Genomic DNA, 16422 nt, shown 5'->3' on the forward strand with positions numbered 1-16422 from the left:
GAGGGGGGCCGGGCTTGACCCCGACGCGCCCCTCGAAGCGTGCGCGCAAACGTACCGCGGGCGCACATAGAACAAGCCGGAGACGCGTATGAACGAACACCATTTCCCGCATTGGCCACCGCAAGTGACGCGGCATCTGACGCTGCCGCAAACCAACATCTTCTACAACGCCGAAGTATCGGCAACGCGTTTTCCCGACAAACCGTTCATCGTCTATTACGACACGCCGGTCACGTTCGCGGAGTTCCGCGACGAGGCCGAACGGCTCGCCGGCTTTCTGCAGCAGGAATGCGGCGTGCAGGCGGGCGATCGCGTACTGCTGTACATGCAGAACAGCCCGCAATGGATCATCGCGTACTACGGCATTCTGCGTGCGAACGCGGTGGTGGTGCCGGTCAATCCGATGAACATGAGCGCGGAGCTCGCGCATTACGTCGAGGACAGCGGCGCGACCACGATCATCGCGCCGCAGTGTCTGTTCGACAACGTCGAGCCGCTGCTCGGCAACAGCCCCGGCCAGGGGCTCGAACGTGCGATCGTCGCGACCTATAGCGATTATCTGAAGCGGCCGTCGCCGATCGCGGTGCCCGAGTTCGTCGCGGCGCCGCGCAAGCGGATCGAGCGCGCGGGCGTGACCGCATGGCAGGACGTGCTCGAACGACGCATCGCGCCCGGTCCGCTGACCGCCGGCCCCGACGATCTGTGCGTAATGCCGTACACGTCGGGCACGACAGGGCGGCCGAAGGGCTGCATGCATACGCATCGCAGCGTGATGAGCACGCTGCTCGGCGGCTGTGTGTGGTTCGGCGCGGCGGCCGACGGCGTGCATCTGTCGGTGCTGCCGTTTTTCCACGTGACCGGCATGCAGGGCGGAATGAATTCCGCGCTGTACTCGGGTGTGACGATCGTCGTGATGTCGCGCTGGGATCGCGATGCGGCCGCGTTCTGCATGCAGCGCTACCGGATCACCGCGTGGCAATCGATCTCGACGATGATGGTCGATTTCCTGTCGAACCCGCGGCTCGGCGAATACGATCTGTCGAGCCTGTCCGGCACGCGCGGCGGCGGCGCGGCGATGCCCGACGCGATCGCGAAGAAGCTGAAGGCGCTGACCGGGCTCGATTATGTGGAAGGCTACGGGATGACGGAGACGATCGCGGGGACCCACATCAACCCGCCGCAGCGGCCCAAGCCCCAGTGCCTCGGTATTCCGGTGTTCGACGTCGACTCGCGGGTGATCGACCCCGTCACGTTGCAGGAAGTGCCGCGCGGCGAGACCGGCGAGATCGTCGTCAACGCGCCGCAGGTGATGCAAGGTTACTGGCGCAACCAGAAGGCGACCGACGAAGCATTCGTCGAACTCGACGGCAAGCGTTTTCTGCGCACCGGCGACCTCGGCCATATTGATGAGGATGGCTACTTTTTCATGACCGACCGCCTCAAACGGATGATCAACGCGTCGGGCTACAAGGTCTGGCCGGCCGAGGTCGAAGCGCTGATGTACCGGCATCCGGCGATTCACGAGGTTTGCGTGATCGGCGTGAAGGACGAGAAGCGCGGCGAGACCGTCAAGGCGTTGGTCGTGCCGACGCCGGCGCGCGCCGCCGATATCAGCGCGCAGGAAATCATCGACTGGGCGCATGAGCAGATGGCTGTATACAAGGCGCCGCGTATCGTCGAATTCGTCGCGTCGCTGCCGAAGTCGGGCAGCGGCAAGATTCTGTGGCGCAAGCTGCAGGAAGAAGATGCCGCGCGGACCGCGGCAGCCAATGCGGTTGATGCAGGCAACGGAGGCGCGACGCAATGAACTGGCTCGACAGCTTGATGGACCAACCGTTCGTCTGCATCACCGACATGCTGCGGCGCTTCGCGAGCGAGCGTGCCGAGCATCCGGCGCTGATCTGCGGCGACGAAGTACTCAGCTATGCAGCGCTCGATGCGCGCGTCGACCGCTTCGCCGCCGCGTTGCAGCGCGACGGCATCCAGCCGTGCGACGCGATTGCGTTGTGCGCGAACGCATCGATCGACTACGCGGTCGCGTTTCTCGGCGGCTTGCGCGCGGGCGCGGCGGTGGCGCCGCTCGCGCCGTCCTCGAGCGCGGCGAGTCTGGTCGGGATGATCGGCAATTCCGGCGCGCGGCTGCTGTTTCTCGACGCCGAGGTCAAACGCCTGCTCGAACCGGTCGCCGCGCAAATCAGCGCAACGCCGGTCGCGCTCGACGCGCACGCCGGCAGCATCGCGCTCGACACGTGGCTCGCCCCTGCGGGCGCAACGCCCACGCCGGTCACGATCGATCCCGCGTGGCCGTTCAACATCATCTATTCGTCGGGCACGACCGGCACGCCGAAGGGCATCGTGCAATCGCACGGGATGCGCTGGGCGTACGCGCTGCGCAGCGTGCAACGCGGCTACGGACCCGATGCGATCACGCTGATCTCGACGCCGCTCTATTCGAACACGACGCTGGTCAGTTTCATGCCGACGCTGACGTTCGGCGGCACCGTCGTGCTGATGCCGAAGTTCGACACGACGCGCTACCTCGAACAGGCGCAACGGCATCGCGTCACGCACACGATGCTGGTGCCGGTTCAGTATCAGCGGCTGATGGCGCATCCGGAGTTCGACCGCTACGACCTGTCGAGTTTTCAGGCGAAGTTCTGCACCAGCGCGCCGTTCGCGGCGAGCCTGAAGGCCGACGTCGTGCGCCGCTGGCCCGGCCGGTTGACCGAGTACTACGGGATGACCGAGGGCGGCGGTTCGTGCCAGCTGGAAGCGGACGAGTGGCCGGACAAACTGCATTCGGTCGGCCGGCCGATGGACGGGCACGACATCCGTCTGATCGACGAGCGCGGCAACGAGGTCGCGATGGGCGAGGTCGGCGAAGTGGTCGGCCATTCGCCGGCGATGATGACCGGCTATTACCGCCAGCCCGACAAGACCGCCGACGCCGAATGGTACGACCCGCACGGCAAGCGCTTCATCCGCACCGGCGACATGGGCCGCTTCGATGCCGACGGCTTTCTGACGCTGCTCGATCGCAAGAAGGACATGATCATTTCGGGCGGCTTCAACGTCTACCCGAGCGATCTCGAAGGCGAATTGCGCCAGCATCCGGAGGTCGCGGATGCAGCAGTGGTCGGCGCGCAGTCGGAGCAGTGGGGCGAGACGCCGGTCGCCTTCGTGGTGCGGCGCCCGCACGCGCGGATCGACGAGGCCGCGCTGCTCGCGTGGGTCAACGTGCGGGTCGGCAAGATGCAGCGGCTGTCTGCGCTGAACTTTCTCGACAGCCTGCCGCGCAGCGCGATCGGCAAGGTGCTCAAGCGCGAGTTGCGCGAGCAGTTCTATCCGGCCACATCCATCCGCAATGGGGCAACGCATGAATAATTTCGCAGAAAAGGTCGCGGTCATCACCGGCGCGGGCTCCGGCTTCGGCCGCGAGTTCGCGCGGCTCGGCACGAAGCTCGGCATGCGGCTCGTGCTCGCCGACGTGCAGCAGGACGCACTCGACGAAACCCTCGCCGAAGTCACCGCGGCCGGCGCGCAGGCGATCGCGCGGCGCGTCGACGTATCGAACGGCGAAGCAGTGGACGCACTCGCGCGCACGACGCTCGATACATTCGGCGGCGTGCATCTGCTGTTCAACAATGCGGGCGTCGGCGGCAACGGCGGGCTCGTGTGGGAAAACACCGAGCGCGACTGGCAGTGGCTGCTCGGCGTCAACCTGTGGGGCGTGATTCACGGCGTGCGCGCGTTCACGCCGTTGATGCTTGACGCCGCGAAGCGCGATGCCGGCTATCGCGGGCATATCGTCAATACCGCGTCGATGGCGGGGCTGCTCGCACCGCCGCTGATGGGGCCGTACAACGTGTCGAAGCACGCGGTGGTCGCGCTGTCCGAATCGCTGTATCAGGATCTGTCGCTGGTCACGCAGCAGGTCGCGTGTTCGGTGCTGTGTCCGTACTTCGTGCCGACCGGCATCGCGAACGCGCAACGCAACCGTCCGGCCGAGCTGTCGAACGACGTACCGCCGACGCTGTCGCAACGCGTGGCCCGCGCATTGAGCGAGAAGGCGGTCAGCTCGGGCAAGGTCAGCGCGGAAGCGGTCGCGGCGATGGTGTTCGACGCGATCCGCGACGAGCAGTTTTATATCTACTCGCACCCGCATGCGCTGAACCCGGTGAAAACGCGCGCGGAAGATATCGTGACGCCGCGCAATCCGACCGATCCGTTTGCGGAGCGGCCGCAGGTGCGCGAGCAGATCGTTGCGGCGCTGAAGGGGTAATCGAACGAAGCGAAGCGGGGATAACGGAACCGGGGAGGTTTCCGCCCGCTGTAGAAAGCAAAGGCGCCGTGAAATTCACGGCGCCTTTTTCATGCTGCTGCTTTCGCGGTTGCTTCGGCTAGAGCGCTTATTTCGCCGCCGTCAACGAACTGAGCGACGCCTCCTTCAACTGGCCGCCCTGAATCACCGCCGCGAGCGGATTGCCGATCACGAAGCCGCCACGATCGTCGACGCCGGTCACGCTCTGCGGATTGTTCTGCGGCGGCAACGCCTTCACGGCCTTGTCGAACTGATTGCGGATCGCGGTCGCATCGCTGGTGGTGCCGGCGAGTTTCATCGCGAGTGCAGTCGCATACACGGCCGTGTAGTTCAGCGACACCTCCTGGCTCGGATCGCGTCCGTTGTGCGTCTTGCGGAAACGTTCGACGAACGACTTCGCGTTCGGCGTCGTCTCGTTGGCGAGCGGCAGCACGCCGATCGCGCCGTTCAGCGGCGCGTAGCCGTTGGTGACCTTCGCGACCTCGTCGAGCTTGGCCTGGTCCATCACGATGAAGCCGCCCTTGAAGCCGAGTTCGCGCGCCTGCTGCGCGACGAGACCGGTCGGCTCCGACGGTCCGCCGATGAACATCACGTCCGGCTTCGCCGCGAGCACGCGGCTCACGCCGCTGTAGAAGTCGGTCGCGCGGTTATACGACATTGCGTTGTCCGCGACGATCGTGCCGCCGGCCGCTTCCCATGCGGGCTTGAACGCGGCGACCCAGACCTTGCCGTAGTCGGTATCGGTCGCCGCGAGCGCGGCCTTCTTGCCGTAGGTCTTCATCTCGTACTTGATGAACGAGTCCAGATACGACGTGAACGCGGGCGGAATCCGCACGGTCAGCTTGTTACCGCGTTCGCTGATCTGCGGCACGCTGGTGTACGACAGCAGCAACAGCTTCTGCTGCTCGTTGCTGGTCTGCACCGCGAAGCCGCCGCCCGAATGCGGGACCAGCACGACCGCGGCCTGCTGTTCCTGGGCGAGCCGCCGCGCGTTGATCGCGGTTTCGCTCGGGTTGTATTTGTCGTCGAGCGGGACGATTTCGAGTTTGATCTTCTTGCCGGCCACGTCGACGCCGGCCTGGTTCACGTCGTCGGCGGCCATCCGCATCCCGTCGAGCACTTCCTGGCCGTACTTTGCGGCGCCGCCGCTGAGCGGCCCCGAAAAGCCGATGTGCACGACCTGCTGCGCCATCGCGGCGCCCGAGCCGAGCAGCGCGGCGGCCGCGGCGATCGCCAGCAGTCCGGTGCGAGCGCGCAAGCGTTGTTTCGTCATACCTGTCTCCATGGGATGGTTGCCCGTTCTGCGGGATGAGATGTGTAGAGGTGCGAAGCGTCGCTAACTAACGGCCGCTAACCGCCGACATACGCGCGCCGCACCGCCTCGTTGTTCATCAGGCTCGCGTGATCGCCTTCGAGCACGATGCGGCCGTTCTCGATCACATACGCGCGATGCGCGATCTTCAGCGCGGCGAACGCGTTCTGTTCGGCAAGCAGCACCGTGGTGCCCGCGCGATTGATCTGCTGGATCACGTCGAACACCTGTTTGACGACCAGCGGCGCGAGGCCGAGCGACGGCTCGTCGAGCAGCAGCACCTTGGGCCGCGCCATCAGCGCGCGGCCGATTGCGACCATCTGCTGCTGGCCGCCGGACAGCGAACCGGCCGCGTGATCCTTGCGCTCCGCGAGCAGCGGGAACAGGCTGAACACCTGGTCGAGATTGCGCCGGTTGCCGGAGCGGTCGCCGCGATGCACGTACGCGCCGAGCGTCAGATTCTTCAGCACCGACATGCCCGGAAACAGCTTGCGTCCTTCCGGGCACTGGATCACGCCGCTTCTGACGATCTGCGCGGGCGTCATCCCGAGCAGTTCTCGATCGCCGAAGCGCAGGCTGCCGCCGGCCGCGCGGCGCAGCCCGCTCATGGTCAGAAAGATCGAACTCTTGCCCGCGCCGTTGGCGCCGAGCAGCACGACGAGTTCGCCGTCGCCGGCATGCAGGTTGATGCCGTCGAGCGCGCGGAAACTGCCGTAATCGAGCGATACGTTGTCAAACTTCAGCATGCTCGCTCCCGAGGTAAGCGTCGATCACGGCCGGGTTCGCGCGAATTTCGGCCGGCGTGCCCTCGGCGATCTTGCGCCCGTAGTTGAGCACCATGATGCGGTCCGCGAGCTTCATGATCATGTTCATCTTGTGTTCGACGAGGCATACCGTGATGCCGTGCTTGACCAGTTTGCGGATCAGTTCGGCCAGTCCTTCGGTTTCCTCAGGATTGACGCCGCCGGCCGGCTCGTCGAGCAGCATCAGGCTCGGCTCGGTGGCGAGCGCGAGCGCGAACGCGACGCGCTTGCGTTCTTCCTGCGAGATATCGCCGGCGAGCCGCTCGGCGACCGCGGCGAGGCCGACGAAGTCGAGCGCTTCGCGGGCTTTCTCGCGACAGACCCGTTCTTCCTGTTGTAGTCGGCGCGTATTCAGCAGCACATCCCACAGCCCCGATTGCGTGCGCAGCCGGTGACCGACGATCAGGTTATCGAGCACCGTCGCGCGATCGAACAGCGCGGTCGACTGGAACGTGCGCGCGACGCCGAGCCGCGCCATCCGGTCGGCGCCGAGTCTGGTCACGTCCTCGCCCTTGAACACGATGCGCCCGGACGAGGGCAGATGCGTGCCGCTGATCAGATTGAAGAAGGTGGTCTTGCCGGCGCCGTTCGGCCCGATGATCGCGTTGATCTTGCCGGCCTCGATGCGGGTGCTGACGTCGTCGACCGCGACGAGACCGCCGAAGCGTTTGCTGAGCGAGTCGATTTCAAGCATGACCGTCTCCATGCGTGGGCCGCGGCGCGCGCGACGATTGCGCCGCATTGACGCCGCCGTTCGATGCCGCCGCGCGACGCGCGCGCTTATGCTGGCGCGCGTGATACAGCCCGACGATGCCGTTGGGCAGAAAGATCACCAGCAGAATCAGGATCGGGCCGAACACCACGAAGCGGTATTCCTGCAGGAACTGCAGATACTGTGTGAGCCACGGCACCAGCAGCGCGCCGAGCAGCGGACCGGCCAGCGTGCCGATGCCGCCGACCAGCATGTACATCGTCATGTCGAAGGTATGTTCGACGCCCGCGAGGTCCGGGCCGAGGAAGCGCACCGCGCCCGCATACAGACCGCCCGCGAGCCCCGCATAGATCACCGACAGCACGAACGCGAGCACCTTGTTGCGCATCAGATTGATGCCGAGCGATTGCGCGAGTCCGTCGCTGTTGCGGATCGCCATGAAAGTGCGGCCGAGCAGCGAATTGACGATCCGGTGCATCAGCCACATGCCGAGCACCAGAAACGCGAAGGTCAGGTAATAGAGCGCGCGCGGCGTCTCGAACGACACCAGCCCGAAACCCGACGGCGCCGGAATGCCGATGATGTCCGTCACCCCATGCGTGAGCGAATCCCATTTCTCGATCACGAGAAACATGATGTAGCCGACGCACAGCGTGAAGATCGAAAAGTAGTGGCCGCGCAGACGCAGCGACACCAGCCCGACCAGCGCGCCGAACACCGCGACCACCACGCCCGCGGCGACGAACGCGAGCCAGAACGGCACCTGATGATCGACAGTCAGGATACCTACGGTATACGCGCCGAGCGCCATGAAACTGCCGTGCGCGAGATTGAACTGGCCGGTGTAGCCGGTGATCAGGTTCAGCCCCACGGTGGCCAGCGCGAAGATGTACGCGGTGGACATCACGGTCAGCATGTAGTCGTTGGCCACGGCGAACGGAAACGCGAGCCCGAGCGCGAATAGCAGCGTCCAGCCCGTCTTGCCCTCGAATAATTTCATGATGCGCGCAGTTGCCTCGTGAAGAGTCCTTGGGGACGTACCGACAGAATCACCACCAGCAGCACGAACGCGATGATGTCCTTGTAGTCGGTCGAGATGTAGAAGGCGCCGAAGCTCTCCGCCATGCCGATGATCAGCCCGCCGACGATCGCGCCCGGCACGCTGCCCATGCCGCCGAGAATGATGATCACGAAGGCCTTCAGGATCACCAGCTGGCCCATTGCGGGATAGACCAGATTGATCGGCGCGTAGAGGGTGGCGGCGACGGCCGCGAGCAGGCCCGAGATGCCGAACGTGAGCATCGTCACCTTGTTGGTGTCGATGCCCATCAGCGACGCGCCTTCGCGGTCCTGCGCCATCGCGATCACGCTGGCGCCGATCACCGTGTAGCGCAGGAACAGTTGCAGCAGCGCGACCAGCGCGAAAGCCGCGCCGATGATCAGCAGCCGCTGCAACGGCGCGCTGACGCTGCCCAGCTCGACGATGCCGGTATAAGGCGTCGGCATCCGGTGAAAATCGGCACCCCACAGCGCCTGCGCGCCGGCTTCGAGAAACAGCAGCAGACCGATCGCGGCGATCATCGGATGCAGCTCGGAAGACTTGCGCAGCGGATGGAACACGAGGCGCTCGGCGAGGATCGCGAGCAGCGCGACCGCGAGGCCCGAGCCGATCATCGCGAACCAGTAATTCACGCCGAGGCGGCTGATCAGAAAGAACGACACGAACGCGCCGACCATATAGAACGCGCCGTGCGCGAAGTTCGGCACCGCGAGAATGCCGTAGACCAGCGTGAGACCGAGTGCGACGAGGCTGTAAATGCCGCCTAGCGTCAAACCGTTGAGGACCTGCTGCAAGAACATATCCACGCTTCGACATCCTCCCACTGGACGTACCGCTGTGCGTTGCATCGACTACGGCGCATGCCGCGCGGCGACACGCGACAGCTGCGGACGGAGCGACGGCCGCGGGTCGAAGTTCAAACCGGACCACGACCGCCGATGCTTGAAACCGCGCGCTTTCGTAGCGCATTGCCGAACACGAAAAGGCGCGGTGGTGCGAGAGAAATTTGGCACGGGCGTTCACTTTTCGTCAATAGGTTTTTGCGCCCGCATGTTCTGCATTGCAGATTATTAGGGAAGTCACTTAGGCGGTTGACGAACGCAGGCGAGACGCTGGCGAGCGATTGCGCGGCGATGCGATGAGCCGCGCCGGTGCTTGCGATCCGTGCGGAAGGCGCGGCAGATCGTACGGATGCGGGGAAGGCTGGCAGGGTTCTAATGACGCGTTGATGGAGCGGACCGCGGGGCTACCTATTCTGCAATGCAGAAGCTATCGAACGGGGCGCACATGTCTGTCGACACATCGCGCTGGCGTTCGACTTTCTAACGCGAATGGGCGAGTGGAACGCGCCGATTAAAGCGGTCCCGATTCGATATGCGCTGGCCGTTTGATCACAGCAATTGGGTCATTTAAAAATCGGGTCCGGTTGTCTTTATTGCTATTAAGCCGCTCGGTTAAATAGCGAAAAGTCCGAAAGCGCATCGTACTTTTCCGAGTGTGCAGCCAATACCAATCACCTTACGCGCCATTTAAGGGCCACGGTTTTGGCAACCCTTTCACGCAATTTTTACCGATATTGCGGCGCTTTTCGCCTCACATCGACATTGTCAATAAATGTCATATAACCCCGGGGATCGGGTTTGTATTCGGATTAGTCCGATTCCCACTACGACAAGCCACAAGTTACGATCGTAAAAAAATTGAAAGCATGGTGCAAGCTTTCGATGCTCAAGTAACCCCGAATACCCCCAGGCGGATCGTATTGCGACTCCGAGGGAACCCTTTTGCTCTTTCGTATAACAGGCATAAAGATGAATAAGGCTTATCGCTGCATCTGGAATAGATCGTTAAATGCGTGGGTTGCGGTGTCCGAACTTGTTGCGCGCAGCGGCAAGTCTAAATCGGGTAGCGATACCATTGCCGCTAGCGCGCGTATCGGGCGTGTTTTCGTCAGAAAGCCGATCGCCGCGGCGGCCGCCCAGATTGCACTGCTGGCGACCGCGCCGTTTGCATCGGCGCAGGTGGTAATTCCGGCGGGAACCGATATCGGCACTTATCTCAATGCCGGCACGAACTGGTCCGCCTCCGCATATGGCTTTACGCTCAATTCCAATTCGACATGGAATAACCCCGTATTGTTGAATACGGCCGCTCATTCCACGCTGGAGCTCGACGGCAATGGCAATACCGTAACGCGCAGCGGTAGTTACGTATTCAACCTGACTGGCGCGGTCAATAATAATTCCATTACGCTTTCAAATCTGAATGTCGGACAAAGCGCTAATTCGGCGTATGCGATTTTCTACGACTACGGCGGCGCGCATACGTCGAATATCAACCTGAACAACGTCACGTTCAACGGCTTGCGGGGCGGTTTCGGCAACGTGTTCTATCTGAACGGCACGACCGGCAGCACGTATATGAACGTGAATGCCGGCAATGGGGCCGATGGCGTCACGTTCTCGAACAACGTATCGACCGGCGACGGCGGCGGCGTGATCTCGATGTACGCCGGCAACATGACGTTAAACGGCGACTACACGTTCGACTCGAACACCACCGACAACCACGGCGGCGCCATCGCGATGTACCAGAACAACGGTGTGATGACGTTCAACGGCAACACCGTATTCAACAACAACTCCGCGATATACCGCTTCGGCGGCGCGATCGACATCTGGGGCGGCGCGTCCACGCTCACGTTCAACGGCGACACCACGTTCACCGGCAACCACGTCGTCAGCGCGCAGACCGGCGTCACCAATCCGCGCGGCGGCGCGATCAATATCGGCTACCTCGACCCCGGCTCGAGCGGGTCGGTTGTGCAGTTCAACGCTCCCGTGCTGTTCGACGGCAACTATGTCGTCTCGACCGGCGCGGGCGGCTCCGCGTACGGCGGCGCGCTCAGCGCGTTCGGCAACGGCGCGTCGTACAACTACCGCTACATCTTCAACGACGCCGCGATCTTCCAGAACAACTACGCGATCAAGGCAGGCAGCGGCGCCGGCGAAGGCTCGGGCGGCGCGATCTACTACGATTCGGCCGCGGCGCTGGTGAGCCTGCAATCGGGCACCCAGTTCCTCAACAACTACGCGTCCACTAACGGCGGCGCGATCTATCTGCAGTCCGGCACGGTCGCGCTGAACGCGCTGACGGACAACATCGTGTTCCAGGGCAATGAACAGGGTGTCCAGTTCGACTCGTCCTACCAGCCGGTCGCGGGCACCGGCACGCCGAATGCGATCTATCTCGGTTCGTCGGGCACGCTGAGTCTGAATACCGCGGCCGGCAATCAGATCCTGTTCTACGATCCGCTCGGCTCGATCGCGGGCTCGACGGTCACGGTCAACAAGACCGGCGACGGCGACGTGGTTTTCCACGGCGACAACGGCGCGACCACGAATTACGATTCGGCGATTCAGGCCAATACATCGGTGCAGGGCGGTAACTTCGTGCTGGCCGACGGCGTCAATTACGGCAGCAAATCGGGCGGCACCTTCACGATCACCACCGGCACCGATAGCTCCGGCAACAGCACCGCGGGCACGCTGCTGGGCAACGACGGAACGAGCGTGCGCGCGCAGACGCTGAACCTGCAAAGCGGCGGCACGATCGACGTCGCCGGCGGCCTCTTCACGCTCGACGCGAACAACATCAACGTCAGCGACGGCGGCCAGATTTCGGGCAGCGGTACGCTCGCGGCCACCAGCAACATCAACCTTAACGGCAATGCACTGGCCACCGTCGAAGCCGGCAACACGCTGAACGTAACGGGCCTGCTGGCCGGCAGCGGCGGTCTCACCGCGCAGGGCGGCGGCACGCTCGAACTGTCGAACGGCGCGAACAGCTATACCGGCGCGACCGTGGTCGCGAGCGACGCCACGCTGCTCGGCACTGTCGCCAATGCGTTTTCGGGCAGCGGCACCGTTGCAGTCGACGGCACGCTGGACCTGAGCCAGAACAACCTCGACCAGACCGCGAACGGCCTGTCCGGCATCGGTTCGGTGCTGCTCGGCACGGCTGACCTGACTTCCGGCGGCAGCGCCACCACCACGTTCTCGGGCGTGATCGACGGCTCGGGCGCCCTGAACAAAACCGGCACCAGTACGCTGACGCTCGCCGGCACCAACACCTACACGGGCGGCACGACGATCTCGGGCGGCACGCTGGGCGCAACCAGCGGCAGCGCGCTCGGCAGCGGCGCGATTGCCAATAGCGGAACCCTGCAGCTCGACTTCGCGAACGACAGCACGCTGGCCAACCAGATCAACGGCTCGGGCACGCTGCTGAAGACCGGCGCGGGCACCGCGACGCTGACCGCGGCAAACTCCGACGCGGGCACGGTCAACGTCACGGGCGGCACGCTCGCGTTCGAGCAGAACGGCGTGTTCACGGTGTCCGATAGCCTGACCACCGGCAGCGGCGCGGCGACCACGCTCGGCGTCGACTCCCAGCTCGAGATCGCCAACGCGCTCACGCAGCAGGCCGACTCGGTGCTCAGCGTGAACGTCAGCAGCCAGAACGGACCGCTGATCACGGCCGATACCGCATCGCTCGGCGGCACGCTGAACGTGTCGGGTTTTAGCGCCGCGCAGCCGGGTTCGGCCAGCGAGGTGACGGACTCGACGATTACCGTGATCAGTACGACGAACGGTATCAGCGGCGACTTCTCGTCGGTGAGCGTGGGCGGCGCGACGAGCCCGGTCGATTATCTGTCGGTCGCGACGCAGAAAAGCGCGGACAACCTCAGCTACGGCGTCGGCCTTGGCCTGACGTGGAACGCTGGCGCGACCGAAGGCAACGGCGCGTTCACACTGACGGATGCGTCGGAGGCGTTCAATCTCGACGTCGCGTTGTCCGACCAGGCGGCGTCGGCCACCGGCTGGAACGGCGCGGATCTGACCAAGAACGGCGCCGGCACGCTGACGCTGTCGCAGCAGAACACCTACACGGGGGCGACCACGGTCAACGGCGGCACGCTCGCTACCGGCATCGACAATGCGTTCGCCGACAGTTCGAGCGTAACGATCGCCAGCGGCGCGACGCTCGCGTTGAACGGCCATTCGCAGACGGCCAACGAGTTGTCGGGCGCGGGCTCTGTGGACCTCGGTTCATCGGCTGACGCGGTGCTGACGGCCAATAACGCGTCCGATCTGACGCTGTCCGGCGAGATCACGGGCGCGGGCAGCCTGACCAAGACCGGCGCGGGCGAACTGACGTTGACCGGTATCAACAGCTACAGCGGCGGCACCACGATCGCGGACGGCGCGCTCGTCGCGACCAGCGCGAGCGCGCTCGGCACCGGCGCGATCACCAACAACGCGGCGCTGCAACTCGACTTCGCCGACAGCGGCGCGTTGTCCGGCAACCTGTCGGGCACCGGCAGCCTCACGAAGACCGGGGCCGGCACCGCGACGCTGAATGCGGCGACGAGCGCGGGCGCGGTATCGGTCGACGCCGGCACGCTGCAACTGAGCCAGAGCGGCGCGTTCGCCGTGACCGACTACACGACGCAAAGCGGCGCGACCACGACGATCGACGGCGCGTCGCAACTCGCGGCGAGCGGCACCTTCACGCAGGCGGCCGATTCGACGCTGAACATTCTGGTGGGCGCAAACGCGCCGGTCGTCAGCGCGGCTAGCGCGAATCTGGACGGCGCGCTGCACGTTACCGGCTTCTCGACGCCTGAGCCCGCATCGGCGAGCGCGCTGACCGGTTCCGTGTTCAACGTGATTCAAACCGCCAACGGCATCACCGGCGACTTCACATCGGTCGACCTCGGCGGCGCGGCCAGCACCGTCGACTATCTGACGCTCGCCGCGCAGAAGAGCGCGGATAACCTGAGCTACGGCGTCGGCTTCGGCCTGAAGTGGGAGGCGGGCGCAACCGACGGCAACGGCAGCTTCACGCTCGCGAACGCAACCGAAACCTTCAACGCCGACACGGTGCTGTCCGACCAGGCCGCGTCGGCCACCGGCTGGAACGGCACGGACCTGACCAAGAACGGCGCCGGCACGCTGACGCTATCGGCGCAAAACACCTACACCGGCGCCACCACCGTGAACGGCGGCACGCTCGCCACCGGCATCGACAACGCGTTTGCCGACAGCTCGGCGGTGACGGTCAACAGCGGCGCGACGCTGGCGTTGAACGACTTCTCACAGACCGCGAACAACCTGGCGGGCGAAGGTGCGGTGAACCTGGGTTCGTCGGCGCAGACCGTGCTGACGGCCAATAACAGCTTGGATACGACGTTCGCGGGCACGATCGACGGCGCGGGCAGCGTCACGAAGACCGGCGCCGCCACGCTGACGCTCGGTGCGGCCAACAGCTACGCGGGCGGCACCACGATCGCCGACGGCACGCTGGTCGGCTCGGCGGCGAGCTTCGGCTCGGGCGCGATCGTCAACGACGGCGCGCTGGTGATCGACCAGTCGAGCGCCGCCACTTTCGCGAATGCGATCAACGGCACCGGCAGCCTGACCAAAACCGGCTCGGGCTCGCTCAATCTGACCGGCGACAGCAACCTGTCCGGCGCGACCACCGTGCAGAACGGCCTGCTCAGCGTGAACGGTTACCTCGGCAATTCGGCGGTGACCGTGCAGAACAATGCGACGCTCGGCGGCAACGGCACGCTCGGCCAGACGAGCATCGAGTCGGGCGGCACGATCTCGCCGGGCAACTCGATCGGCACGCTGCACGTGAACGGTGACTTCTCGCAGGCCGCCGGCTCGACCTACCAGGTGCAGGTCGATCCGTCGAACAACACCACCGACCAGATCGTCGTGAACGGCGCGGCGACGATCGATCCGGGCGCGGTGCTCAATGTCGAGAAGATCGCGCCGGGCGTGTATCCGCTCAACGCGCAGTACACGGTGTTGAGCGCAACCGACGGCGTGACCGGCGCCTACTCGCTGAGCGGCGATCTGAACGGCGCGTTCTACGGGCTGACCGGTGTGTACGACGCGAACAACGTCTACCTGAAGTCGGTAAAGATCCGCAACTTCGTCGATGCCGCCAACACGCGCAACGAAATCGCCACCGCGGCTGCGTTGCAGACGCTGCCCGACGGCAACGCGATGAAGGACGCGGTCAGCATGCAGAGCAACGACGAAAACGCGCGTCTCGCGTTCAACCAGTTGTCGGGCGAGCTGCACGCGTCGGTCAAGACCGCGTTGATCGAAGACAGCCGCTATATCCGCGACACCGCGATCAGCCGCGTGCGGCAGAGCTTCTGCGCGGCGGGCGGTGATGGCGGCATCGCGACGGCGGGCGGCGCCAACGCCGGCTGCTCGGCTCGCGAAACGGAGCCGGCGGTGTGGGCGCGTGCGTTCGGTGCGTGGGGCGACACCGGTAGCGACGGCAATGCCGCGCGTCTGAGCAGCACCACCGGCGGTTTCCTCATCGGCACGGACACGCTCGTTGGCGAACGTTGGCGAGTCGGCGCGCTGGCCGGTTACAGCCATAGCGACCTCAATGTAGACGACCGCAATTCGTCGGCCAGCAGCAATAACTATCACCTCGGCGTTTATGGCGGCACGCAGTTGGGCAACCTGGGCTTGCGAAGCGGTGCGGCGGTGTCCTGGCATTCGCTCGACACCGGCCGTTCGCCGTCGTTCGTCGGCTATTCCGACAGTCTGAGCGGCGGTTATAACGCCCGCACCGCGCAGGTGTTCGGCGACGTCGGCTACAGCTTCAAACTGCCGGCCGCGACGATCGAGCCGTTCGTCAACCTGGCCTATGTGAATCTGCACAACAGCGGGTTCAATGAACAGGGCGGCGCGGCGGCGTTGGCCGGCAAGTCGGGCAACACCAACACCGCGTTCTCGACGGTGGGTGTGCGCGGCTCGACCGACCTCGCGCTCGGCGGCAAGACGAAGGTCACGCTGAACGGCACGCTCGCATGGCAGCGCGCGTTCGGCAGCACCGTGCCCGAGTCGACGCTCGCGTTTGCCGGCAGCGATCCGTTCACCGTCGCCGGTGTGCCGATTGCGCGCAATGCGGCGCTGGTGCAGGCGGGTGTGGACTTCAAGGTGAGCGACGCGACCACGCTCGGCTTGAACTACGCCGGCAAGTTCGGCGGCGGCAACACGAGCCAGACCGTGCAGGGCACGTTCAAGATGAAGTTCTAAGCAGCGCTTGAGATGTAACCCGCGGGCGACGCAATGCCGATCAGGCATGCGTCGCCCGTTTCTTTTTTGGGCGTGCCGCGAG

At 64.8% G+C, this 16422-nt stretch carries 9 protein-coding genes; 4 read left to right on the plus strand and 5 right to left on the minus strand.

Annotated elements, in window-relative coordinates:
* Positions 1 to 88 precede the first annotated feature (88 nt).
* From BTH42_RS26130 to BTH42_RS26140, 3 genes are read left to right on the plus strand one after another with little or no spacing between them, the layout of a single operon-like run.
* On the plus strand, positions 89 to 1807 hold the full coding sequence (locus tag BTH42_RS26130; protein WP_075304067.1) for a long-chain fatty acid--CoA ligase: 1719 nt from the start codon (positions 89 to 91) through the stop codon (positions 1805 to 1807).
* On the plus strand, positions 1804 to 3384 hold the full coding sequence (locus tag BTH42_RS26135) for a class I adenylate-forming enzyme family protein (RefSeq protein WP_256702275.1): 1581 nt from the start codon (positions 1804 to 1806) through the stop codon (positions 3382 to 3384). Before BTH42_RS26130 ends, BTH42_RS26135 begins: the two co-directional genes overlap by 4 nt.
* Positions 3377 to 4282, plus strand: a complete 906-nt coding sequence (locus tag BTH42_RS26140) for an SDR family oxidoreductase (RefSeq protein ID WP_075304068.1) — start codon at positions 3377 to 3379, stop codon at positions 4280 to 4282. Before BTH42_RS26135 ends, BTH42_RS26140 begins: the two co-directional genes overlap by 8 nt.
* A gap of 127 nt (positions 4283 to 4409) precedes the next feature.
* Here the strand turns inward: BTH42_RS26140 and BTH42_RS26145 are convergent, their stop codons facing one another.
* From BTH42_RS26145 to BTH42_RS26165, 5 genes are all read right to left on the minus strand, one after another.
* Entirely contained in the window at positions 4410 to 5594 is a 1185-nt protein-coding gene (locus BTH42_RS26145) for an ABC transporter substrate-binding protein (RefSeq protein ID WP_075304069.1), read from the minus strand.
* A 77-nt stretch (positions 5595 to 5671) separates the two neighbouring features.
* Positions 5672 to 6379 carry an ABC transporter ATP-binding protein gene (locus BTH42_RS26150; RefSeq protein ID WP_075304070.1) on the minus strand — a complete coding sequence of 236 codons (708 nt, stop codon included), beginning with the start codon at positions 6377 to 6379 and terminating at the stop codon, positions 5672 to 5674.
* Entirely contained in the window at positions 6366 to 7130 is a 765-nt protein-coding gene (locus BTH42_RS26155; protein WP_075304071.1) for an ABC transporter ATP-binding protein, read from the minus strand. Before BTH42_RS26155 ends, BTH42_RS26150 begins: the two co-directional genes overlap by 14 nt.
* Positions 7123 to 8148 (minus strand): branched-chain amino acid ABC transporter permease, encoded by a 1026-nt coding sequence (locus tag BTH42_RS26160; protein WP_075304072.1) that lies wholly within the window; start codon positions 8146 to 8148, stop codon positions 7123 to 7125. Before BTH42_RS26160 ends, BTH42_RS26155 begins: the two co-directional genes overlap by 8 nt.
* A complete protein-coding gene (locus tag BTH42_RS26165; protein ID WP_372237287.1) occupies positions 8145 to 9008 on the minus strand; it encodes a branched-chain amino acid ABC transporter permease in 864 nt (287 codons plus the stop codon). The genes BTH42_RS26160 and BTH42_RS26165 overlap by 4 nt, the downstream gene beginning before the upstream one ends.
* 1011 nt (positions 9009 to 10019) lie before the next feature.
* Here BTH42_RS26165 and BTH42_RS26170 point away from each other — a divergent pair.
* The gene (locus BTH42_RS26170; RefSeq protein WP_075304074.1) at positions 10020 to 16340 is read left to right on the plus strand and encodes an autotransporter domain-containing protein; all 6321 of its coding nucleotides are present in this window, start codon (positions 10020 to 10022) and stop codon (positions 16338 to 16340) included.
* Positions 16341 to 16422: the final 82 nt, after the last annotated feature.

Source organism: Burkholderia sp. SRS-W-2-2016, assembly GCF_001931485.1.
Classification (GTDB): domain Bacteria; phylum Pseudomonadota; class Gammaproteobacteria; order Burkholderiales; family Burkholderiaceae; genus Paraburkholderia.